The organism is Pseudomonas sp. Root401 (assembly GCF_001425105.1).
GTDB classification, from domain to species: Bacteria; Pseudomonadota; Gammaproteobacteria; order Pseudomonadales; family Pseudomonadaceae; genus Aquipseudomonas; species Aquipseudomonas brassicacearum.
Map to the genome: position 1 here is coordinate 43,957 of NZ_LMDO01000026.1, position 22,471 is coordinate 66,427.

The window sequence follows — 22,471 nt, forward strand, 5'->3', positions numbered from 1 at the left end:
GGCATTGTAAGGTGCCTGTTGCCTGATTAGACTGCGCCGAAACTCGTACACACCGCCTTTTCAAGGACTTATATGATCAAGAAATGCTTGTTCCCAGCAGCCGGTTACGGTACTCGCTTCCTGCCAGCGACTAAAGCCATGCCTAAAGAAATGCTGCCGGTGGTGAACAAGCCACTGATCCAGTACGGCGTCGAAGAAGCCCTCGATGCGGGCCTGACGGAAATTTCCATCGTCACCGGTCGCGGCAAACGCGCTCTGGAAGACCATTTCGACATCAGCTACGAGCTGGAAAACCAGATCAAGGGCACCGACAAAGAAAAATACCTGGTCGGTATCCGCAAACTGCTGGATGAGTGCTCGTTCTCCTACACCCGCCAGACCGAAATGAAAGGCCTGGGCCACGCGATCCTGACCGGTCGCCCACTGATCGGTGATGAACCGTTCGCCGTGGTCCTGGCGGACGACCTGTGCGTCAACCTCGAAGGCGACGGCGTCCTGACCCAGATGGTCAAGCTGTACAAGCAGTTCCGCTGCTCCATCGTGGCGATCCAGGAAGTCGATCCGCAGGAAACCAACAAGTACGGCGTGATTGCCGGCGAAATGATCCGCGACGACATCTACCGCGTTCACAGCATGGTTGAAAAACCAAAACCTGAAGACGCACCGTCGAACCTGGCGATCATCGGTCGCTACATCCTGACCCCGGATATCTTCGACCTGATCGAACAGACCGAGCCAGGCAAGGGTGGCGAGATCCAGATCACCGACGCCCTGATGAAACAGGCCCAGAACGGCTGCGTCATGGCCTACAAGTTCAAGGGCAAGCGTTTCGACTGCGGTGGCGCCGAAGGCTACATCGACGCGACCAACTTCTGCTTCGAGAACTTCTACAAGACGGGCAAGGCTTACTGATAGCCTGCGCCACGCCTAAAAAAACGCCCCGATGGGGCGTTTTTTTATACCTCCAAATCGCAGGCGCTGAAAACTCTGTGGCGAGGGAGCAAGCCCGCCCTGGATTCTGTAGGAGCTGGCGAAGCCTGCGATCTTTTGATCTTGATCCTTCGCTCTCGACTCAAAGGGCAGTGGAAAGATCGCAGCCTCGTTGCACTCGTCAGCTCCTACAAAGTCCAGGGCGAGCTTGCCCCCTTGCCACAAAGGCATGCGAGAAATGCCGTTTGGCTTTTCAGGTTCCGCCCCCATAACCATCGCAACGCTGCCTCAGGTGAAAACAGCAGGTATGCTGATGACCTGCCGAAGGAGATAGAAAATGGCCTACGATTTTGACTTGTATGTGGTTGGCGCCGGTTCCGGTGGTGTGCGGGCTGCGCGGTTTGCCGCCGGTTTCGGCGCCAAGGTGGCCGTGGCGGAGAGCCGTTACCTGGGCGGGACCTGCGTGAACGTGGGCTGCGTGCCGAAAAAGCTGTTGGTCTACGGCGCGCATTACGCCGAGGATTTCGAGCAGGCGTCTGCCTATGGCTGGACGGCGGGCGAGGCGAGTTTCGACTGGGCGACGTTGATCGCCAACAAGGACCGGGAAATCAATCGCCTCAACGGCATCTACCGCAACCTGCTGGTCAACAGCGGTGTCGTGCTGCACGAAGGTCACGCCAGGCTGACCGGGCCCAATGAGGTCGAGATCAACGGCCAACGCTACACCGCCAGGCATATCCTGGTCGCCACGGGCGGTTGGCCGGTGATCCCGGACATTCCGGGGCGCGAGCACGCCATCAGCTCCAACGAGGCGTTCTTCCTCAAGGAACTGCCCAAGCGCGTCATCGTGGTGGGCGGTGGCTACATTGCGGTGGAGTTCGCCGGGATCTTCCACGGCATGGGCGCGCAGACGTCCTTGCTCTATCGCGGTGAGCTGTTCCTGCGCGGCTTTGATGGCGCGGTGCGCAAGCACCTGGCAGAAGAGCTGACCCGCCGTGGCCTGGACCTGCAGTTCAACGCAGACATCAAGTCCATCGAAAAGCTGGACGATGGCAGCCTCAGGGTCGAGCTCAAGGACGGCAAAACGTTGCTCACCGATTGCGTGTTCTACGCCACCGGCAGGCGGCCGATGCTCGACAACCTGGGCCTGGAAACCACCGGCGTCACGCTGGACGAGAAGGGCTTTGTCCAGGTCAACGAAAAATACGAGACCGCTGAACCGTCGATCCTGGCCATTGGCGACGTGATCGGTCGCGTCCAGCTCACCCCCGTTGCCCTGGCCGAAGGCATGGCGGTGGCGCGGCGTCTGTTCAAGCCCGAGCAGTATCGATTGGTGGATTACCGGATGATTCCCACCGCCGTGTTCAGCCTGCCGAACATCGGCACCGTTGGCCTGACCGAAGAGCAGGCCAGGGAGGAGGGGCATGAGGTCGAGATTTTCGAAAGCCGCTTCCGGCCGATGAAACTGAGCTTGACCGAATGCCAGGAGCGCACCCTGATGAAACTGGTGGTGGATGCCCGGACCGACAAGGTGTTGGGATGCCACATGGTCGGGCCGGATGCCGGTGAAATCGTCCAGGGGCTGGCCATTGCCCTCAAGGCCGGCGCCACCAAGCGCGACTTCGACGAAACCATCGGCGTGCACCCGACGGCTGCCGAAGAGTTCGTAACGATGCGTACCCCCGTCGCCTGACACTACCTGTAGGAGCTGTGTAGGACCTGTGTAGGACCTGTGTAGGACCTGTGTAGGAGCTGTGTAGGAGCTGTCGAGTGCAACGAGGCTGCGATCTTTCCCCAAACACTTGCATCTCAAGCGAAAGATCAAAGGATCAAAGGATCAAAGGATCAAAGGATCAAAGGATCAAAAGATCGCAGGCTTCGCCAGCTCCTACAGATTTTTTCTATCCATATAGATTTCTGATAGCCAAAACCAATCATTCGCATCAGGTTTGCCAATGAGCCAGCCTGGGGATGAGTGGTTAAGATCCTCTCCATCAACTTTCAACCCTGATGGAGAAACATCGATGCCTATCATCAACAGCCAAGTTAAACCGTTCAACGCTACCGCTTTCAAAAACGGCGAATTCGTCGAAGTATCGGACGCCAACCTGAAAGGCAAATGGTCTGTCGTGTTCTTCTACCCGGCTGACTTCACCTTCGTTTGCCCAACCGAGCTGGAAGACCTGGCCGACAACTACGCCGAATTCCAGAAACTGGGCGTCGAGATCTACAGTGTCTCCACCGACACTCACTTCGCCCACGCTGCCTGGCACAACACTTCGCCAGCCATCGGCAAGATCCAGTACACCATGATCGGCGACCCGACCCACGTCATCTCCCGCAACTTCGACGTGCTGATCGAAGAAGTCGGCCTGGCTGACCGCGGTACTTTCGTGATCAACCCAGAAGGCCAGATCAAGATCGTTGAAATCAACGACGGCGGTGTAGGCCGTGACGCTTCCGAGCTGCTGCGCAAGATCAAGGCCGCTCAGTACGTTGCCGCTCACCCGGGCGAAGTCTGCCCAGCCAAGTGGAAAGAAGGCGAGGCCACCCTGGCTCCGTCCCTGGACCTGGTCGGCAAGATCTAAGTCTGTGAGTCATCCGAGGGCGATCCGCTCTTAATCAAGTAAGCCGCTTCGCCCCAAAAAACGCCCGGGCGAGATTCGCTCGGGCGTTGTTTTTTTCTGAATTCAAAAAATGGAAATCGCCCGTATGTTGGACGCCAATCTTAAAACTCAGTTGAAGTCATACCTGGAACGGGTCACCCAGCCGATCGAGATCGTCGCCTCCCTCGACGACGGTGCGAAATCCCAGGAAATGCTCGCGTTGCTCCAAGACGTTGCCAGTCTTTCCCACCAGATTACCTTGCTCGACAACGGCAGCGATGCGCGCAAGCCTTCGTTTTCGTTGAATCGCCCGGGAGCCGATATCAGCCTGCGTTTTGCCGGTATCCCCATGGGCCATGAATTCACTTCGCTGGTGTTGGCCTTGCTGCAAGTTGGCGGTCACCCTTCGAAGGCCAGTGTCGACGTCATCGAACAGGTCCGCGCCCTCAAGGGCGAGTTCAACTTCGAGACCTATTTTTCGCTGTCGTGCCAGAACTGCCCGGACGTGGTCCAGGCGCTGAACCTGATGGCGGTGCTGAACCCGAACATTCGCCACGTTGCCATCGACGGCGCGCTGTTCCAGGCCGAAGTCGATGAACGCCAGATCATGGCTGTGCCGAGTGTGTACCTCAACGGTGTGAACTTCGGCCAGGGCCGCATGGGCCTGGAAGAGATTCTCGCCAAGATCGACACCAGCGGTATCGAACGCCAGGCCGAGAAAATCAGCGCCAAGGACGCCTTTGATGTGCTGGTGGTCGGCGGTGGCCCGGCTGGCGCTTCGGCGGCGATCTACGCGGCCCGTAAAGGCATCCGCACTGGCGTGGCGGCTGAACGTTTCGGCGGCCAGGTGCTCGACACCATGGCCATCGAGAACTTCATCTCGGTCCAGGAAACCGAAGGGCCGAAACTGGCCGTCGCCCTGGAAGAACACGTCAAGCAGTACGACGTGGACATCATGAACCTGCAACGTGCCGACGCCTTGGTGCCTGGCAAGGACGGCGGGCTGCATGAAATCAAGTTCGCCAGCGGTGCCAGCCTCAAGGCCAAGACCGTGATCCTGGCGACCGGTGCCCGCTGGCGTGAAATGAACGTGCCGGGCGAGCAGCAGTATCGCAACAAGGGCGTGGCGTACTGCCCGCACTGTGACGGTCCGTTGTTCAAAGGCAAGCGCGTGGCGGTGATCGGCGGTGGTAACTCCGGCGTCGAGGCGGCCATCGACCTGGCCGGTATCGTCGCCCACGTCACGCTGCTGGAGTTCGATGTGCAATTGCGTGCCGACGCGGTATTGCAGCGCAAACTGCACAGCCTGCCGAACGTGACGGTGATTACCAACGCCCAGACCACCGAAGTGACTGGAGACGGTCAGAAGGTCAACGGCTTGCGCTACAAGGACCGTCCGAGCGGTGACGTGCGGGATGTGGAGTTGGAGGGGATCTTCGTGCAGATCGGCCTGTTGCCCAACACCGATTGGCTCAAAGGCACCGTCGAGCTGTCGCCGCGGGGCGAGATTATCGTCGATGCCCGGGGTGAAACCTCGATCCCTGGTGTGTTCGCCGCCGGTGATGTGACCACCGTGCCGTACAAGCAGATCGTGATTGCCGTAGGTGAGGGCGCCAAGGCTTCGCTGAGTGCCTTCGACCACCTGATCCGCACCTCTGCGCCGGCCTGAACACCCGAACCGGAAAAAACAAAACCCCATGGGCCTGGCTCATGGGGTTTTTTATTGGCTATTTCACGCACTCACCACTAACCAATGTGGGAGCGAGCCTGCTCGCGATAGTGGTGGATCAGCCTGCATCAATGCTGAATGTGCCGCCGTCATCGCGAGCAAGCTCGCTCCCACAGGGGGGATGGTGGTGAGGCTTACAGCGGCGCAGGCTGGATGATTTCAACCCAGTAGCCATCCGGGTCCTTGATGAAGGCCAGGCTTTTCATGCGGCCGTCGTTCAGGCGTTTCTGGAAATCGCAGCCCAGTGCTTCGAAGCGCTCGCAGGCGGCGACGACGTCCGGTACCGAGATGCAGATGTGGCCGAAGCCGCGTGGGTCGGTGTTGCCGTTATGGTAGGCGAAGGCCGGGTCGCTTTCGGTGCCATGGTTGTGGGTCAGTTCCAGGATGCCAGGGATCGACTTCATCCATTCGGTCCGCGCCGCCGCGTCCGCCGGGATCTGGTTCTTGTCCACCAGTGCCAGGAAATACAGGCTGAATTCGGCTTCCGGGAAGTCGCGTTTTTCCACCAGCGAGAAACCCAGCACGCGGGTGTAGAAATCCAGGGACCGGGTGATGTCCTTGACTCGCAGCATGGTGTGGTTGAAGACGAACTTGGCCGTGGCGGCGTCAGGTTGGGCGGTGACGCCAGGGAAAGTATTGAGTTCGTGCAGGCTCATGGGCCCTCCGGATATAAGTGGGGCAAACGGCGTCGCAAGCTTGGTTGCGACGGTTCCTGGGCTTGCGTCAGCGGCTTCCTTGCAGGTGCGAGCATGATACGCAAGGGACGCGGTGTCGCCAAACCGCGTGTGGCTATTGCCTGCTTCTGCCTCGGGCTTCAGACTTTACGATTCGCCCTTGAGTGCCAACGCAATGATTCGACCGTTCCTTTCGCTGTTTGTCCTGCTGTTTGCCTGCATTGCGAGTGTCGGCGGCGTCCAGGCGGACGAACCGCAGATCGCCTGGCCCCAAGGCTGGGTTGTCGAGCCACTGCCCGCCGACGCCGCGGCGCCGGGCCCCTTGCGGCAACGTGCAACCAAGAGCGATTCGGCCGGCAATGCCGTGATGGTCATGGAATTGACCACGACTACCGTCGAGCCCGATCACCAGGTCAACTTGCAAGGCGTGTTGCTGGAAATGCGCAAATCGATCCAGAAGGATTTCTTCCAGGGCGGTTACCAAAGTGTGTGCAATAAGATCCATGCTTCCATGTTGGGCGGCGTAACTGCATTGGAAACCACTTGCACGATCACGCAGAACGGACGCCATGTATTGTCTCAGGCACTCGTCGCGGCACTAAATGAGGGCAAGGCTTATGTGCTGTCCTATGCAGGGCAGGCGCAGGTGTTTGTTGAAAGCCAGGATGAAATACAGTCGGTGCGAAACAGTTTGAAACTATAACGCCGTCAGCGTAATACGCTCGGGGTTTAATCCAAGAAGTTTAGCTCATAAAAAAGCCCTGAGTGTATTCAGGGCTTTTTTTTGCATCATGGACGCTGTCAACCGCGCACGTGTCAACCACGCAACCAGGAGTCGACGGTAGCTGCACCGTACTGTTCTTTCCAGGCTTTCAGACCGCGGTGATTACCGCCCTTGGTCTCGATCAACTCGCCGGTGTGCGGGTTCTGGTAAACCTTTACCACTCGCGCACGGCGGGTCTTGATGGGTTTGGTCGATTGCAGGCTCGCCTTGGACGGGTTCGGGTCGAGGATCGCGACGATATCGCGCAGGCTCTTGCCGTAGGTTTTCATCAGTCCCTGGAGCTTTTCTTCGAATTCGATTTCCTTCTTGAGCCCGGCATCGTTCTTCAGCGATTCCAACTGCTTGAGCTGTTCTTGAAGGGCCTTTTCGGCTGCACGAAATTCAGCGAGTCTGGACAAAATCGTTACTCCAATCAAAATATTTGGCTGATACCAACCGCAAACAAAGCTATAAGCCAAGCGCCTTGGTGTTAATGACTCTCCTGCTATCTGGCACAGGTAGAAAAATTGTAGTAGTTAATCCGGAAAGTGTAAATCGTAACTTTTTCGTTATGTAACAACAGCAAAAGTTTTTGTCAGTTGGGCATCATCGTCAATAGATCGGCGGCGGTTAACTGCCATTAAGGCCGGTCAAGGTCTCAATGAACGTCGGCCCGCTAATCGGTCGACCAAATAGATAACCCTGTAGAAAGTTCACCCCATGGGCGCTCAGGTAGTCGCTTTGCTCGACGGTTTCGACGCCCTCGGCCACCATGTCCAGGCCCAGCTTGCCCGACAGTTCGATGATGCTGTCGAGCAGGTGCCGTGACAGCGTATCGGCACCGATCATCGCGACAAAACTCTGGTCGATTTTCAAGAAATCCACATTGAACTGGCGCAAGTACGCCAGGCTGGAATGACCCGTGCCGAAATCGTCGAGGGCGATCTTGACGCCCAGCTCCCGCAGTTGGTCGAACAGTTGCCGGGTAATGGGCGTAGGTTCGATCAGCTCGCGCTCGGTCAACTCCAGCACCAGGGCAATCGTACCCGGCGCGAAGGCACCGAGAAAATCGCGACAATCGTCCACCAGTGCCAGGTCCTGGCAGTGGCGGGCGGTGATGTTGATGCCGACATGAAACGGCGCTTCGAGTTGAGGCGCCAGCGGTGCCAGCAGGTGCATGGTCTGCTGCATCAGCGCCCGGGTCATCGGTACGATCAGGCCGCTGTGTTCGGCGAATGGGATGAACAGGTCCGGGCGGACGAGGCCTTCCTTGGGATGGTTCCAGCGCATCAGCACTTCGACGCCGGCCCAGCGTTTGCTGTCGCTGTGTACGACCGGTTGCAGATAGGGCACGAACTCGCCGGCTTCCAGGGCCCGTTGCAGTTCACGGCTGGGCGAGGAGGCGCGTTTTTGCAGCCAGTGCCCGAGGGTCCCGGCCACGACGCCGAAGAAGATCAGCAAGCTGAACAGCGGCGGATATTCCCTGGCCATGTAGCGCCAGGTTTCACCCTCGTCGAAGCCGGCTTCTACGTTGAAGGCGTAACGCGATGACCCCAGCTCGCTTTGGGCGACCGGCAGCCCGGGCATGGGCGCTGGTCGGACCTTGCCGTCCGCCGCCAGCCAGTTCGCCCCGACTTGCAGCCGTAGCCGGGCCTGGCGGCCGATCAAGCGCAAGACGTTCGTCAGGTGGTACCCGTCAAGCGTGGCCAAAGCGCCTTGATGGCCCGCGTTGAGCCGGTAAATCAGCAGCGCGGTGTCCGGCGTGACCGGGTTGCCGTCCATGAGCCACAAGGTGCCTTGATGGTAGTCGCTCGGGTTGAGGCGTTCCTCGAAGGCACCGAACAGCGAGCTGCAATACAGGTTGTTGTCCCAGATAAGGTTGGTCGAACGGACAAAGGGCCGGCGCGTCACTTGTTCGCGTAATGCCAGCTTCACCGCTTCGCAGGGCTGGCCGGCCAGGGGTAATAGTTCATGGGCCGCCAAGGCCGTGTTGTCGAGCATCAGCTCGATCTGCCTGACCAGTTCCTCGGCGGTCTGCCGGGTCTGTTGCTCCAGCGTCCGTTCGGCCTGCATGCACAAAATGGCCAGCCCTGACAGCATCGGTACCAGACCGCAAAGCAGGGTGACGAGATAGCGACGGGGCCGGGTGTGCGTGCGGGTGGCGGTCAAGGGCATCGGCACAACCTGAGAAGAAAGGGGGTGAGGGGGAATCGTCGGATGCCGACCATGATAGATGGCTTGCCGGGTGCTTGCTGACCGCAGGGTGACTGTGGGAGCGAGGTCTGTGGGAGCAAGGCTTGCCCGCGATGAACGATCATGCGGTCCACCTGGAGAACCGAGGTGCCTTCATCGCGAGCAAGCTTTGCTCCCACAGGTTCAATGCCAGGCTCCCCCAGGTTTGATGCAGGGCTCATGACTGCCGGGCCAGCTCGATAAACGCCAGGGTGGCGGGCGAGGCCTGGCGGCTGTCCAGGACGGCCAGGCCAATCTGGCGCGGCACCCGCGGCGACAAGGGGCGCACGACGAAGCCCAGGCTTTCGCCCTCCGGCAACGAACCTTCGGACACCACGCTCACCGCCTCACCGCGCCTGACGATATCCAGGGTGCTGAGCAGTTGCGAACAACGGAAACGCACATTCGGGGTCAGCCGGGCGGCATTGAACAGGCGCGAAACCAGTTCCGACGATCCGGCCTCAGTGTGCACGAAGGGGTCGTTGCACAGGTCCTTGAGGTTCAGGCTGGCCTGGGCGGCGAGGGGATGGTTGGCGGGCAGCAGGGCGACCATCTGATCCTCCATCAGCATGAACGTATCGAAACGCTCCTCGGGCAGGACCACGAAGCCGACGTCGATCCGCCGTTCGTCCAGCCATTGGAGGACCTGCCTGTCGGGCCCTTCGTCGATGTGCACTTCGATGCCCGGGTGCAAGTCTCGATAGCGCCGCAGGATACCGGGCAACAGTTTCATCGATGACGTGGGCCCGAACGAGCCAATGCGCAAGGTGCCTCGGCGCATGCCCCGGGCATCGGCGGCTTCCTGGCGCAGGGTGTTGGCCAGCCCGAGCATGGCCCGGGCCCGCAGCAGCAATTGCTGACCAATGTCGCTGAGTTCCACCTGGGACTGATGACGCCGGAGCAATTCAACGCCCAATTCTTGTTCCAGGGATTTGATGGCGTGGGATACCGCTGACTGGCCGATGCCCAGGCGCGTTGCCGCCGCCGTGAACCCCCGCAGCTCGGCGACCAGGGAGAAGATTTCGAGTTGGGTGAGGGTCATGAGGGATTACTCATTTTACGATGACAAGGCATGAGCCAGATAATGAGGTATCTGACTTGAATCAGGAAGCAGCACAACACCTTTTGGCAAGGTTCCACCCTGTGGGAGCAAAGCTTGCTCGCGATGAACGATGACTCGGTTTGCCTGCTGAATCTCGTCGCCTTCATCGCGAGCAAGCTTTGCTCCCACAATTAATCACCCTCGCCACAGGTTTGGTGTTGTTCTCATTAGCGTGCGGTGGCGAACCATGAAAACCCTCGAACAAACCCTCCCAGCCTCGTCGGACCTGCCGGTCTACTTGAAGCTCGCCATGGTCACCATGATCTGGGGCGGGACCTTCGTGGCCGGCCGGATCCTTGCCGATGCCTTGGCGCCGATGTTTGCAGCCAGCCTGCGTTTCCTGTTGGCGAGTATCGCGCTGCTGGCGTTTCTCGCCCTGGCCGGGATCCCGCTGGCCAGGCCCAGTGTGAAGCAGGGGCTGCAATTGGCCGCGCTGGGGTTCTTCGGCATCTTTTTCTACAACCTGTGCTTCTTCTATGGCTTGCAGTACATCAATGCGTCGCGGGCCTCGCTGATCGTGGCCTTGAACCCGGCGGTGATCGGGCTGGCGTCCTGGTGGTTGTTCAAGGAGCGGCTGGGCCGCTTGAAAGTGGCGGGCATCGTGCTCTGCATCGGTGGGGCGGGGCTGGTGATCGTCAGTCGTGATCCGTCCTTGTTGCAAGGCGCCGCGCAGGGCTGGATCGGCGACCTGCTGATTTTTGGCTGCGTGCTGGGCTGGGGCATCTATTCGCTGTTTTCGAAAAAACTCAATGACAGCCTCGGCCCCTTGCAGACCGTGACCTGGTCGATTCTGCTGGGCACGCTGATGTTGTGGCTGGCCTGCGCGGCGGCGGGCGAGATTCGTGTCGAAGCCCTGCGCGCGCTGGACGTTGAGCAATGGCTGAGCCTGTTGTACCTCGGCGTGCTGGGCTCGGCCCTGGCCTATATCGCCTGGTACGACGGCATTCGTCGGATTGGCGCGACCCGCTCCGGCGTATTCATCGCGCTCAACCCGCTGACGGCGGTACTGCTGGGGGCGCTGCTGCTGGACGAACGGCTCACGGCCTTGATGTGTGTCGGCGGGGGCGTGATCCTGGCGGGCATTTTCCTGTGCAACAAACCCCTTGCGCGGTCGAAGGAAAAGGCGATTTGATACAGAAGGCGGACAAACCAGGTTACGCTGTGTAGAATCGAGTTACGCATATAAGAATAACGTCTTCTGGCAGCAGAAGCCTCGCCCGCAAGAGCCTTGGGTCGACAATGAAGATACTTGGGTTTCAACTGATCTATGGCGATTTCCTCGCCCGCAGCGTTCGTGGCATTTCCTGCGCGCCGCCCCGTGTCCTCAGCATCGCCAGCAACTAACGTTTTTTGTTAATTGACCCGACTGATGAGGCGCCAACATGGCAGATCTATACGAAAACCCCATGGGCCTGATGGGCTTTGAATTCATCGAATTCGCATCCCCGACTCCCAACACCCTGGAGCCGATCTTCGAGATCATGGGCTTCACCAAAGTGGCCACCCACCGCTCCAAGGACGTGCACCTGTATCGCCAGGGCGCGATCAACCTGATCCTCAACAACGAACCCCATAGCGTGGCCTCGTACTTTGCCGCCGAGCACGGTCCGTCGGTGTGCGGCATGGCGTTCCGGGTCAAGGATTCGCAAAAGGCCTACAAACGTGCCCTGGAGCTCGGCGCCCAGCCGATCCACATCGAGACCGGCCCGATGGAGCTGAACCTGCCGGCGATCAAAGGCATCGGCGGTGCGCCGCTGTACCTGATCGACCGTTTTGGCGAAGGCAGCTCGATCTATGACATCGACTTCGTGTTCCTCGAGGGCGTTGACCGCAACCCGGTGGGCGCGGGCCTGAAAATCATCGACCACCTGACCCACAACGTCTATCGCGGGCGCATGGCCTACTGGGCCGGCTTCTACGAGAAGCTGTTCAACTTCCGCGAGATCCGTTACTTCGACATCAAGGGCGAATACACCGGCCTGACCTCCAAGGCCATGACCGCCCCGGATGGCATGATCCGTATCCCGTTGAACGAAGAGTCGTCCAAGGGCGCCGGGCAGATCGAAGAGTTCCTGATGCAGTTCAACGGCGAAGGCATCCAGCACGTGGCCTTCCTCACCGAGGACCTGGTCAAGACCTGGGATCACCTGAAAAGCATTGGCATGCGCTTCATGACCGCGCCGCCGGACACCTATTACGAAATGCTCGAAGGCCGCCTGCCGAACCACGGCGAACCGGTAGATGAACTGCAATCGCGGGGCATTTTGCTGGACGGTGCTTCCGAGCAGGGCGACAAGCGCCTGCTGCTGCAGATCTTCTCGGAAACCCTGATGGGGCCGGTGTTCTTCGAATTCATCCAGCGCAAGGGCGACGATGGTTTCGGCGAAGGCAACTTCAAGGCGCTGTTCGAATCCATCGAGCGCGACCAGGTGCGTCGTGGTGTGCTGGCGACCGAGTAACGCCTGAGCCAATAAAAAGCCCGCCCGGCAGTGATGTCGGGCGGGCTTTTTATTGCCAATACACAACCCCTTGTGGGAGCGAGCAAGCTCGCTCCCACAAGGGGACGGCGCTGTGCTCAAGTCCGGCGCTGCTGCCGCACCAAATGCTTGAACCCTTCGAACACCAGCACCGCCACCGCCATCCAGATGGGGATGTAGGTCAGCCATTCACCGGCCTTGATGCTTTCGCCCAACAGCAGCGCAACGCCCAGCAGCAACACCGGCTCGACATAACTCAACAACCCGAACAGGCTGAACGGCAGCAACCGACTGGCGACGATGTAGGACACCAGCGCGCTGGCGCTGATGACGCCGAGCACCGGGATCAGCAGCGACAGCCACGGGTATTGATCGAAAACGTCGAGGCCCTGTTCGCCGCTTTGCACGAACCACAGTGCAATGGGGAGCATCAGGGTCATGTCCAGCCAGAGCCCACCCAGGTTGTCGGTCTTGATGCGTTTGCGCAGGATGAAATAGATCGGGTAGCCGATCACCACCAGCAAGGTTGCCCAGGAAAAACCACCCACCTGGTACAACTCGTTGAACACGCCAAGGGTGGCGAAGAACACGGCGACTTTCTGCAGGTAGGAAAGGCGTTCGCCATAGACGATGCGTCCGGTCAGGACCATCGACAGCGGCAACAGGAAGTACCCCAGCGACACGTCCAGGCTGTAGCCATTGAGCGGTGCCCACATGAACAGCCACAGTTGCGCGCCCATCAATGCCGACGAGGCGATCGCCGCGATCAATAGCCGTGGCGTTTCGATCAGGCGTTGGATCAGCGCCGTGACCAGATGCCAATCCCGCGTCACCAGCAGGAATGCGGTCATGCACGGCATCGTCAGCAGCATGCGCCAGCCGAAGATTTCCACGCCGGTCAGCGGTGAGAGCAGCGAGGTGTAGTAGTACATGACGGCGAACAGCGCGGAGGCCGAGACCGATAGAACGATGCCTTTGGACACGGTGATTCTCTTGAGGGGGATCAATCAACCCAAACTGTTGGCGGGCAAGTTTATCCAGGGGAGCAAGTTTGTGGGAGCAAGGCCTGTGGGAGCAAGGCTTGCCCGCGATAGCCACGCCGCGGTTCAACAGGTGAACCGCGTTATCGTTCATCGCGGGCAAGCCTTGCTCCCACAAGCCCGGCTCCCACAGGCACCCGTCCTGGCACGAAATGGCTCACATCGTTGAACCCCGGTGTCGAAGCATGTCCCGGCGTCACCAGCGAATCGATGAACGCTTCATCTTCTGCGCTGATCTTCACCGATTGCGCCTTGGTGTACGAATCCCACTGCTCTTCGGTGCGTGGCCCGACGATGGCCGAGGTCACGGCGTTGTTGTTCAGCACCCAGGCGATGGCGAACTCGACGATGCCCACGCCGCGGCCCTGGGTGTATTGCAGGATCTGCTGGGCAATGCGCAGGGACTCGACCCGCCATTCGGTTTCCAGGATGCGTTTGTCCTGGCGTCCGGCACGGCTGTTGGCGTCCGGCGCCACGTCTGGCGCGTACTTGCCGCTGAGCACGCCTCGGGCCAGGGGGCTGAACGGCACCACGCCGAGGCCGTAGTTCTGCGCCGCGGTGATCTGCTCGGTTTCCGCCTGGCGATTGACGATGTTGTACAGCGGTTGGCTGATCACCGGTCGGTCGATGCCCAGGCTGTCGGCGATGCGGATCACCTCGGCGATGCGCCAGCCGCGGTAGTTCGACAGGCCCCAGTAGCGGATCTTGCCTTGGCGAATCAAGTCGCCGATGGCTGACACGGTGACGTGCAACGGCGTGTTGTGGTCTTCGCGGTGCAGGTAATAGATGTCCAGGTAATCGGTGCCCAGGCGCGTCAGGCTCGCCTCGATGCCATTGAAGATGTGCTTGCGGCTCAGGCCGCTGCGGTTGGGCATGCCGTCCGGCGGGCCAAAGCCGACCTTGGTGGCCAGCACCCATTCCTGGCGGTGACGGGCGATTGCCTCGCCGACGATTTCCTCGGAACGGCCGTTGGTGTAGACGTCCGCGGTGTCGATGAAATTGATGCCCTGGTCCCAGGCCTTGTCGATGATCCGCAGCGAATCCTCGGTGCTGGTCTGTTCGCCGAACATCATGGTGCCCAGGGTCAGCGTCGAGACTTGCAACCCGGAACGGCCTAGCATGCGGTAGCTCATGACAAGATCCTTTTATCCATGGGGAAAGATTCAATCAAACCCCAGAACCACCGCACGGATCAAACAGAATTCTCAACCCCCCCCAAAAATCACCTGTGGGAGTGAGCTTGCTCGCGATAGCGTCAGGTCAGCCAACATTTATATCGACTGATACACCGCCATCGCGAGCAAGCTCGCTCCCACAGGGAAAAAAGGTGTCAGGCCCGCAGGGTGCGGGTCATGCGCAACGCCAACAGGCTGCCGCAGACAATCACGCCCGCCAGCAGGTACAGCGCTGCGTCGGTCGAGCCGGTGGCGTCCTTGACCCAACCCACCAGGTACGGGCTCAGGAACCCCGCCATCTGCCCCATGGAGTTGATCAGCGCCAACCCACCGGCCGCCGCGCCCGCGCTGAGCAGGGCCGTGGGCACCGGCCAGAACATCGGCAGGCCGGTGAGGGCGCCCATGGTGGCGATGGACAGGCCGATGATGGCGATGGCCGGGGTGGTGGCGAAGTTGACGGCGATCAGCAACCCGACGGCGCCCATCAGCATCGGCACCACGAGATGCCAGCGGCGCTCCTTGTGCAGGTCCGCCGAGCGGCCCACCAGCAACATGAACACGGCCGCCAGCAGGTAAGGGATCGCACTCAGCCAACCGATCACCAGGTTATCGCTGAAGCCCAGGCTCTTGATGATCGACGGCAGCCAGAAGTTGATCGCGTACACACCGCTCTGGATGCAGAAGTACACCAGGCCGAAGGCCCAGATCGCCGGGTTCTTGAACACCGCCAACAGCGAGTCGGTGGCGGTCTTTGGCTTGTTGGCCAGGTCTTCGGCGTGGTCGGCGGTGAGCACGTCGCGCTCCTGGTCGGTCAGCCATTTGGCGTTGGCGAAGGTGTCGCTGAGCAGGAAGAACGCCAGCGCCCCGAGGATCACCGTCGGAATGCCTTGCAGCAAAAACATCCACTGCCAACCCGCCAGGCCGCCCTGGCCGGCCGCGAAGTGGTTGAGGATCCACCCGGAAAACGGGCTGCCCAGCAGGCCGGACACCGGAATGGCCGACATGAACAGGGCCATGATCCGACCACGCCGGAACGTCGGAAACCATTGCGAGAGATACAGCACCACCCCAGGGAAGAACCCGGCCTCGGCGGCGCCGGTGAACAGCCGCAAGGTATAGAACTCGGTGGGGGTGGTGACGAACAGCAGGCACGTCGACAGGGTGCCCCAGGTGATCATCATCAGCGCGATCCAGCGCCGTGGACCGAACTTGGTCAGGGCCAGGTTGCTCGGCACGCCGCACAGTACGTAGCCGATGAAGAAGATCCCGGCACCGAGGCCGTACACGGTCTCGCTGAATTTCAGGGCGTCGAGCATCTGCAACTTGGCGAAGCCAACGTTGACCCGGTCGAGGTAGTTGAACAGGTAGCAGATGAAGATGAAGGGGATCAAGCGCAGGGTGATGCGCTTGTAGACGGTATTTTTTTCGTCGGGGGTAGCCAGGAGGGCTATTGCGCTCTGGGACATGGCGGGTCTCTCATTATTATGATTTTTGCGAGCCAAGGGGTAACGTTGACCGCCCCTTGAGTCTCGGCCAGCCCAGGGGCCCGTGTCTTTGTGCCAGAGCACAGGGTTTGAATGCAGACCCTGTGCGCCTGACCAAACCCATGCCTGAAAACAACAATTCACGCCGCTTGCAAGGAACACCGTCCATGTTCGAACTCGATCACGACCTGGCGCAGGACATCGTCGACCGGGCGATGGCGATCCTGCCGTACAACGTCAATGTCATGGACAACCAGGGCCTGATCCTCGGCAGCGGCGAGCGCGAGCGGGTCAACACCCGTCACGAGGGCGCGCAACTGGTCCTGGCGAACGGTCGGGTGGTGGAAATCGACGAGCACACCGCGATGCACCTCAAGGGCGTGCAGCCGGGGATCAACCTGCCGCTGATGCTCGATCAACGGTTGATCGGCGTCCTGGGCATCACGGGTGAGCCTGCGCAACTGCGCACCTATGCCGAGCTGGTGCGCATGACCGCCGAGATGCTGGTGGGCCAGCGTAACCAGCAGGCCGAGCAGCAATGGCGCCGCCAGCGCTGCGATGACTTGCTGGCGCTGCTGTTGGGCGATGCGGGGGATTCGCCGCGATTGTTGGACGAAGCCCGGCAAATGGGCCTCAAGCCGCAATTGTCGCGGGTGCCGTATCTGTTCGAACTGGGCCTGGAACATGGGCCTGGGCAGACCGTCGAGACGTTGAGCGCGTGGTTGATGTCGCGCTATCCGGACAGTTGGTGCCTGACCTCGTCCAAATCTTCCTTGCTCTGGTGCCGGCCGGTCACCGCCTCGGTGGAGAACGAGCGGTTGCTGGGCAAGCTCGATGGGCTGGGCTGGAACATCCTGCGGATCGCAGTGGGCGGGCAGGCTGAAGGGTTGGCGGGCTTGCGGCGTTGCTATCGGCGGGTGGCTGATCTGCTGGCCTATGGGCGTGATGTGTTGCCGCAATCGCGCCTGCTGGCCCTCAATCGCTATCGCCTGCCGGTGCTGCTCTGGCGCCATCGCAGCGACGATGCCCTGGACGAACTGCTGACCCCGTTGCGCAAGGTCATCGCCAAGGACAGCAACGGCCAGCTGCTCGCCACCCTGCGCAGTTGGTGCGAACACGACGGCCAGAGCCAGGCCTGCGCCGACGCCCTGGGCATCCACCGCAACAGCCTGCGCTACCGCATGGAGCGAATCGCCGAACTCAGCGGCGTGGACCCGTTGCGCCTGGACGGGATGCTGGCGTTGTACCTGGGGGTGCAACTGTTGCCGCCGACCGCCGAAATCTCCACATAACCCAGTGGAAGCAATGCTTGCTCGCGATAGCGGTCTGTCTGAAAAATTAATGTCACATGTCAGGGCCTCATCGCGAGCAGGCTCGCTCCCACGGTGGGTCTTTGTTGTACACAGATCCTGAGTTCACGCAGGCCCATGTGGGAGCGAGCTTGCTCGCGATAAGGCCGGCAGCTTCAACCTGAATCTCCCTGGAAAACCGGAATTTGTGAGTTTGAACAATAATGCCCGGTGTCTTTTGTGCGGCGGACCGGCGTCACGGCTGCGGTCAGCTGGCAGCATGCTGTGCATCGGAACCGGAGAATAATATGAAAATAGTCATCGCCCCCGACTCGTTCAAGGACAGCCTCAGTGCCCAGGGCGTCGCCGATGCCATCGCCCAGGGGTTGGCCGAGGTCTGGCCGGATGCGCAGTTGATCAAATGCCCGATGGCCGACGGCGGGGAGGGGACGGTGGAGTCGGTGTTGGCGGCCTGTCACGGTGAGTGGCGCCGCACCCGGGTTCGTGGTCCGTTGGGGGTCGCTGTCGAGGCGCGCTGGGGCTGGTTGGCCGAGAGCGGCACCGCGATCATTGAAATGGCCGAGGCCAGTGGCTTGCAATTGGTGCCGCCGGGGCAACGCGATGCCTGTTCCAGCAGCACCTACGGCACCGGCGAGCTGATTCGCGCGGCCCTTGATGAAGGCGCCGACCGGGTGATCCTGGCGATCGGCGGCAGTGCCACCAACGACGCCGGGGCCGGTGCGATGCAGGCCCTGGGCGTGGTGTTGCTGGATGACCAGGGCCAGCCGATTCCTCCCGGCGGCCTGGCCTTGGCGAACCTGTCGCGCATCGACCTGAGCGATCTGGACCCACGCCTGGCCAGGGTCAGCTTCGAGATCGCCGCCGATGTCGATAACCCGCTGTGCGGCCCCCATGGCGCATCCGCGGTTTTCGGTCCGCAGAAGGGCGCCTCGGCTTCTCAAGTGCAGGCGCTGGACCGGGCCCTTGGGCATTTCGCCGAACACTGCGCGCGGGCGCTGAACAAGGATGTGCGCGACGAGCCGGGCAGCGGCGCCGCCGGTGGCCTGGGGTTCGCGGCCAAGGCGTTCCTGGGGGCGCAGTTTCGTACCGGCGTGGACGTCGTCGCCCAGTTGACCGGGCTGGCCGAGGCGGTCAACGGCGCCGACCTGGTGATCACCGGCGAAGGCCGTTTCGACGCCCAGACCCTGCGCGGCAAGACCCCCTTCGGCGTGGCCCGCATCGCCCGTCAGCACGGCGTACCGGTGGTGGTCATTGCCGGCACGCTGGGGGAGGGCTACCAGGCGCTGTATGAACACGGCATCGACGCCGCTTTCGCCCTGGCCAGCGGGCCGATGACCTTGCGGCAAGCCTGCGCCGACGCCCCGCGCCTGCTGAGCGAGCGCGCCCGGGACATTGCACGGCTTTGGCGGGTGGCGGCCCGATAGCACCTGTGGGAGCAAGCTTTGCTCCCACAGGATCGAATTTGAGATAGGGTTGAGGCTGGATATCGCGCAATCAGGAGAGATACATGCGCTTCTCAGTCTTGACCCAACGCATTGCCGGCGATGGCGCCGCCGCCTGGCAGATTCACGATCGGGCGCTGGCCATGCGCGAACAGGGCATGGATGTGTTGTTGCTGTCAGTGGGTGATCCGGACTTCGACACCCCGCGCGCCATTGTCGACGCCGCCGTGGGTAGCCTGCGGGCCGGTGAGACCCATTATTCGGACATCCGCGGCTTGCACACCTTGCGCACCAGCATTGCCCGGCGTCATCGCCAACGTTGCGGCCAGTCTGTGGGGGCTGAGCAGGTCGTCGTGCTGCCGGGGGCGCAGTGCGCGGTGTATGCGGTCGCGCAATGCCTGCTCAACCCTGGCGACGAAGTCATCGTCGCCGAGCCGATGTATGTCACCTATGAAGCGGTGTTCGGTGCCTGCGGGGCGAAAGTGGTGCCGGTGGCGGTCCGCCCGGAGAACGGTTTTCGGGTCGAGCCTGCGGACGTTGCCCGTCTTGTGGGCCCGCGTACCCGGGCGATGTTGCTCAACAGCCCGAACAACCCGTCGGGCGCCAGCCTGCCGATGTCCACCTGGCAGGCATTGGCCCGGTTGTGCATCGAACATGACCTGTGGATGATCAGTGACGAGGTCTACAGCGACTTGCTGTACGAAGGCGAACACATCAGCCCGGCCAGCCTGCCGGGCATGGCCGAGCGCACCGCGACGATCAACAGCCTGTCCAAATCCCACGCCATGACCGGCTGGCGCATCGGCTGGGTCATCGGCCCTGAATCCCTCGCCGACCATTTGGCCAACCTGTCCTTGTGCATGTTGTTTGGCCTGCCGGATTTCGTGCAACGGGCCGCCCAGGTTGCCCTGGAACAGGAGTTGCCGGAAGTGGCGCAGATGCACGAGGAGTATCGCCAGCGCCGGGACTTGGTCTGCGCCATGCTCGACGACTGCCCAGGCCTCAAGCCCGTGCGGCCCGATGGCGGCATGTTCGTGATGGTCGACGTGCGCCAGACCGGCCTCGACGCCCAGGCATTTGCCGAGCGGCTGCTGGACGGGTATGGCGTGTCGGTGCTGGCCGGCGAGGCGTTCGGGCCGAGTGCGGCGGGGCATATTCGCATCGGCCTGGTGGTCGATCAGGTGAAGCTGGCGGATGCGTGCCAGCGGATCGCCTTGTGTGCCGGTCAGTTCTTACAAATGGGCTGAAGTTCCACAACGGTCAACACACGCTATCGTTGCGTATTTAAAAAGAATTCCCGATCCAGAAAGGGCGATGCTTGCGTGCAAGGCGCTTTCATTCACAGAACTGAAATATTGCCGTTCGGTGCTTGTTAAGGCGACGAACGGTATCCGCACCTGTCAACTCTGACAGTATTCAATCGATTGGATAGAGAGTCGAATAGATTTCAATTGGGTTCTGCTGTGTAGATCCGGCATGAACTACGAATCATCAGCGCAGCGCAGATAATCTCAATCATCGCGAGTTTGGAGTGGCAAGTGAGCGAATCGAAAGAGAACAAAGACTTGGATGAAAGAGAAGGGCCTCTGATGCGCAAAAGAGACCCGATATTGGCCGAGCTGAAGAAATTATCGATTCCCTTGATTATCGAAGACAGTGACCCAGAAGGGCTACTTCCCACAGGGTCACAGAATCAACCGTTGCCTGTCGATGTGCCTGAGCGATGGCCAAACTATGCGATTGCGGGTGAAGAAGACATTATCGAACTGTACTGGGAGCGTCCAAACAATAGGACTGGCGTGCCCGTTCAAAAAGTTACCGTGCCAGGCCCCATTGCAGAAGATATGTTTCCCTATCCTCTTGAAGTGCCGAAGAACGCTCTTCAGCCCGATGGTCGCTTCGAAATCTGGTACGAAGTTGTCATTCCTGGTGGTAGTCCGGGGGCGCCTTCTGAACATCGATTCGTGACGGTGGACAGCGAACCGCCCAGCTACAATAAACAACTTGAGGCATTACTTTTTCCCAGCAATTTGCCTGGGAACATTATCACCGAAGAGTATCTTTGGAATAACAGTGACAAGGTCGAATTTCGCCTTCCGTCGCCCATTTACACCGGCGCGGCGGATCGTGATGTGCTTGAGTTGTTCTGGTCGCCAACGAACCCACCTACAGAGACGTTTGTCACAACAAAAACGGTTCTTCAGGCAGAGATTGATGCCGGAGACATTCGTGTGGATTTACAGGGTGATGACATTCGTGCGCCGAACCAAAATGGTACGTTCCATGCCTTTTATAAAGTTCGGGATCGTGCCGGAAACGAAACACTGACCTATTCGAAGCCAGCCACCGGGACCGTTTCGCTCGTACCTTGGCCTAGTCGACTCCCGCCACCCACCGTGCCTCTGCACGACGATGACAACCTCGTGCACCGGGCCGATGCGCGAGCGCAGGTACAGGCGGTCGTTGACAATATTCCCCCTCCATTGCAACCCAATGACCAGATCGAACTGGTATGGGGAGGTGTTGCGCTGCCCCCGCGAAACGCTGTTCTTCCGTTGAACATACCGGTGCCATGGAGCGTATTGATCGCCAATGGGCCAGGACCTTCGGTCGTCAAGGTGGGGTATAACTTCATTCGTAGTAGTTCGCGGCCCTCGGAAGAGGCCGATATCAACATTGATTTCACGGTTGCGGGTCAGGACCATTCCAATGCGCCGGCGTTGCTCAACTCTCTTTTACCGCTCATAGATATTGTCGGCGGTTCGGGCGTGCCCAATGTGCTGTTGCCCGCTGACCGGACTTCTCCGGTCATTCCGAAGCTGAAACTTTATCAGGCGCCGAATCCCCGAGAGGTGCTCGAACTCTACTGGGGGCAATACAGCGGAGCCGTTGCCAGTTATACCGTGCAGACCGGGGATGTCGAAGGTGCGGAAGTTTCGTTCTCCGCCGTATCCTGGGACGTGATTGATACGGAGCCTAATAACGCGAGATTGCCGGTGTATTACACAACCAGTAACGGGGTTAACGAACAGCAATCCGAAAATACTTATGTGCGAGTTCAGGTCGCCACCATTGATGATTTGCCTGCACCGGTTTTTGAAGATGCGGATGGTTTTGGTTATATCGGTTGCGAAGATAAACCGTGGGAAGGGATTCGGGTTCGCATACAATTCGGCAGCGGTCATTTTGCAGCAGGCGACGAAGTCACGGTGTTCTGGCAAGGTTATCGAGCATTCAATTCTACCGATCCAATCGAAGCCACCTACGGTGAGTTTCCAGAAGAGATAAGACCTGAGCATATTCGTGACGGTTTTATCGATGTCTGGATCTTACCCTTTGATCCTCACATAAAACCGGTGTCGCGTGGATCGTGGGGTACTTATTACACGCTGACCAAAACGGACGGACAATTTGGCACTTCTCCGGCCCCCGAAAATTTGAAGATTGTTGAAACCGTTTCGGAGGAACAGTGTGCTGCCTCAAGGCATGAGGATTGAAGGTCTACGA

The 22,471-nt window shown here is 60.2% G+C and carries 18 protein-coding genes; 11 read left to right on the plus strand and 7 right to left on the minus strand.

The window, feature by feature from the left end; translation table 11 throughout:
- The first annotated feature begins 72 nt into the window (after window positions 1–72).
- From galU to ahpF, 4 genes are all read left to right on the plus strand, one after another.
- A complete protein-coding gene (galU, locus tag ASC85_RS19730; RefSeq protein WP_003182953.1) occupies window positions 73–912 on the plus strand; it encodes a UTP--glucose-1-phosphate uridylyltransferase GalU in 840 nt (279 codons plus the stop codon).
- Window positions 913–1,267: 355 nt separating this feature from the next.
- The gene (gene gorA, locus ASC85_RS19740) at window positions 1,268–2,623 is read left to right on the plus strand and encodes a glutathione-disulfide reductase (RefSeq protein ID WP_057450988.1); all 1,356 of its coding nucleotides are present in this window, start codon (window positions 1,268–1,270) and stop codon (window positions 2,621–2,623) included.
- Between the two features lie 331 nt (window positions 2,624–2,954).
- Window positions 2,955–3,518, plus strand: a complete 564-nt coding sequence (gene ahpC, locus ASC85_RS19745) for an alkyl hydroperoxide reductase subunit C (RefSeq protein ID WP_003202998.1) — start codon at window positions 2,955–2,957, stop codon at window positions 3,516–3,518.
- A 124-nt stretch (window positions 3,519–3,642) separates the two neighbouring features.
- Window positions 3,643–5,205, plus strand: coding sequence for an alkyl hydroperoxide reductase subunit F (gene ahpF, locus ASC85_RS19750; protein ID WP_057450989.1), 1,563 nt, complete (start codon window positions 3,643–3,645; stop codon window positions 5,203–5,205).
- 194 nt (window positions 5,206–5,399) lie between these two features.
- Here the strand turns inward: ahpF and gloA are convergent, their stop codons facing one another.
- Window positions 5,400–5,921, minus strand: coding sequence for a lactoylglutathione lyase (gene gloA, locus ASC85_RS19755; protein ID WP_024617783.1), 522 nt, complete (start codon window positions 5,919–5,921; stop codon window positions 5,400–5,402).
- Between the two features lie 193 nt (window positions 5,922–6,114).
- Here gloA and ASC85_RS19760 point away from each other — a divergent pair, with 193 nt between their 5' ends.
- Window positions 6,115–6,642, plus strand: a complete 528-nt coding sequence (locus ASC85_RS19760; protein ID WP_018605975.1) for a DUF4946 domain-containing protein — start codon at window positions 6,115–6,117, stop codon at window positions 6,640–6,642.
- 113 nt (window positions 6,643–6,755) lie between these two features.
- On the opposite strand, the gene ASC85_RS19765 is transcribed toward ASC85_RS19760, so the two are convergent.
- The 3 genes from ASC85_RS19765 to ASC85_RS19775 form a co-directional block, all read right to left on the minus strand.
- A complete protein-coding gene (locus ASC85_RS19765; RefSeq protein WP_003202992.1) occupies window positions 6,756–7,121 on the minus strand; it encodes a histone-like nucleoid-structuring protein, MvaT/MvaU family in 366 nt (121 codons plus the stop codon).
- Between the two features lie 211 nt (window positions 7,122–7,332).
- On the minus strand, window positions 7,333–8,877 hold the full coding sequence (locus tag ASC85_RS19770) for an EAL domain-containing protein (protein WP_057450990.1): 1,545 nt from the start codon (window positions 8,875–8,877) through the stop codon (window positions 7,333–7,335).
- A 235-nt stretch (window positions 8,878–9,112) separates the two neighbouring features.
- Window positions 9,113–9,976: a LysR family transcriptional regulator gene (locus ASC85_RS19775; RefSeq protein ID WP_057450991.1), complete on the minus strand. Its 864-nt coding sequence runs from the start codon at window positions 9,974–9,976 to the stop codon at window positions 9,113–9,115.
- A 247-nt stretch (window positions 9,977–10,223) separates the two neighbouring features.
- Between ASC85_RS19775 and ASC85_RS19780 the strand changes: the two genes are divergently transcribed.
- Together ASC85_RS19780 and hppD are read left to right on the plus strand one after the other, a co-directional pair.
- The gene (locus ASC85_RS19780; RefSeq protein WP_057450992.1) at window positions 10,224–11,168 is read left to right on the plus strand and encodes a DMT family transporter; all 945 of its coding nucleotides are present in this window, start codon (window positions 10,224–10,226) and stop codon (window positions 11,166–11,168) included.
- A 250-nt stretch (window positions 11,169–11,418) separates the two neighbouring features.
- Complete coding sequence (gene hppD / locus ASC85_RS19785) at window positions 11,419–12,495, plus strand: 4-hydroxyphenylpyruvate dioxygenase (protein ID WP_057450993.1); 1,077 nt, start codon at window positions 11,419–11,421, stop codon at window positions 12,493–12,495.
- A 116-nt stretch (window positions 12,496–12,611) separates the two neighbouring features.
- On the opposite strand, the gene rarD is transcribed toward hppD, so the two are convergent.
- The 3 genes from rarD to ASC85_RS19800 all read right to left on the minus strand — a co-directional run bounded on the left by rarD (window position 12,612) and on the right by ASC85_RS19800 (window position 16,194).
- Entirely contained in the window at window positions 12,612–13,496 is an 885-nt protein-coding gene (rarD, locus tag ASC85_RS19790) for an EamA family transporter RarD (RefSeq protein ID WP_057450994.1), read from the minus strand.
- Window positions 13,497–13,636: 140 nt separating this feature from the next.
- Entirely contained in the window at window positions 13,637–14,686 is a 1,050-nt protein-coding gene (locus tag ASC85_RS19795) for an aldo/keto reductase (protein ID WP_057450995.1), read from the minus strand.
- 197 nt (window positions 14,687–14,883) lie between these two features.
- Window positions 14,884–16,194 carry an MFS transporter gene (locus tag ASC85_RS19800; RefSeq protein WP_057450996.1) on the minus strand — a complete coding sequence of 437 codons (1,311 nt, stop codon included), beginning with the start codon at window positions 16,192–16,194 and terminating at the stop codon, window positions 14,884–14,886.
- 185 nt (window positions 16,195–16,379) lie between these two features.
- Here ASC85_RS19800 and ASC85_RS19805 point away from each other — a divergent pair, with 185 nt between their 5' ends.
- The 4 genes from ASC85_RS19805 to ASC85_RS19820 all read left to right on the plus strand — a co-directional run bounded on the left by ASC85_RS19805 (window position 16,380) and on the right by ASC85_RS19820 (window position 22,461).
- Window positions 16,380–17,504, plus strand: coding sequence for a sugar diacid recognition domain-containing protein (locus ASC85_RS19805; protein ID WP_057450997.1), 1,125 nt, complete (start codon window positions 16,380–16,382; stop codon window positions 17,502–17,504).
- 305 nt (window positions 17,505–17,809) lie between these two features.
- Window positions 17,810–18,946: a glycerate kinase gene (locus ASC85_RS19810; protein WP_057450998.1), complete on the plus strand. Its 1,137-nt coding sequence runs from the start codon at window positions 17,810–17,812 to the stop codon at window positions 18,944–18,946.
- Between the two features lie 83 nt (window positions 18,947–19,029).
- Window positions 19,030–20,211 carry a pyridoxal phosphate-dependent aminotransferase gene (locus tag ASC85_RS19815; RefSeq protein ID WP_057450999.1) on the plus strand — a complete coding sequence of 394 codons (1,182 nt, stop codon included), beginning with the start codon at window positions 19,030–19,032 and terminating at the stop codon, window positions 20,209–20,211.
- Between the two features lie 291 nt (window positions 20,212–20,502).
- Window positions 20,503–22,461 (plus strand): hypothetical protein, encoded by a 1,959-nt coding sequence (locus tag ASC85_RS19820; RefSeq protein WP_057451000.1) that lies wholly within the window; start codon window positions 20,503–20,505, stop codon window positions 22,459–22,461.
- Window positions 22,462–22,471: the final 10 nt, after the last annotated feature.

Excerpts from the sequence above, each read along its gene's own strand:
- galU (WP_003182953.1), top strand. The coding sequence starts at position 73 with ATGATCAAGAAATGCTTGTTCCCAGCAGCCGGTTACGGTACTCGCTTC.
- gorA (WP_057450988.1), top strand. The coding sequence starts at position 1,268 with ATGGCCTACGATTTTGACTTGTATGTGGTTGGCGCCGGTTCCGGTGGT.
- ahpC (WP_003202998.1), top strand. The coding sequence starts at position 2,955 with ATGCCTATCATCAACAGCCAAGTTAAACCGTTCAACGCTACCGCTTTC.
- ahpF (WP_057450989.1), top strand. The coding sequence starts at position 3,643 with ATGTTGGACGCCAATCTTAAAACTCAGTTGAAGTCATACCTGGAACGG.
- gloA (WP_024617783.1), bottom strand. The coding sequence starts at position 5,921 with ATGAGCCTGCACGAACTCAATACTTTCCCTGGCGTCACCGCCCAACCT.
- ASC85_RS19760 (WP_018605975.1), top strand. The coding sequence starts at position 6,115 with ATGATTCGACCGTTCCTTTCGCTGTTTGTCCTGCTGTTTGCCTGCATT.
- ASC85_RS19770 (WP_057450990.1), bottom strand. The coding sequence starts at position 8,877 with ATGCCCTTGACCGCCACCCGCACGCACACCCGGCCCCGTCGCTATCTC.
- ASC85_RS19775 (WP_057450991.1), bottom strand. The coding sequence starts at position 9,976 with ATGACCCTCACCCAACTCGAAATCTTCTCCCTGGTCGCCGAGCTGCGG.
- ASC85_RS19780 (WP_057450992.1), top strand. The coding sequence starts at position 10,224 with ATGAAAACCCTCGAACAAACCCTCCCAGCCTCGTCGGACCTGCCGGTC.
- hppD (WP_057450993.1), top strand. The coding sequence starts at position 11,419 with ATGGCAGATCTATACGAAAACCCCATGGGCCTGATGGGCTTTGAATTC.
- ASC85_RS19795 (WP_057450995.1), bottom strand. The coding sequence starts at position 14,686 with ATGAGCTACCGCATGCTAGGCCGTTCCGGGTTGCAAGTCTCGACGCTG.
- ASC85_RS19800 (WP_057450996.1), bottom strand. The coding sequence starts at position 16,194 with ATGTCCCAGAGCGCAATAGCCCTCCTGGCTACCCCCGACGAAAAAAAT.
- ASC85_RS19805 (WP_057450997.1), top strand. The coding sequence starts at position 16,380 with ATGTTCGAACTCGATCACGACCTGGCGCAGGACATCGTCGACCGGGCG.
- ASC85_RS19810 (WP_057450998.1), top strand. The coding sequence starts at position 17,810 with ATGAAAATAGTCATCGCCCCCGACTCGTTCAAGGACAGCCTCAGTGCC.
- ASC85_RS19815 (WP_057450999.1), top strand. The coding sequence starts at position 19,030 with ATGCGCTTCTCAGTCTTGACCCAACGCATTGCCGGCGATGGCGCCGCC.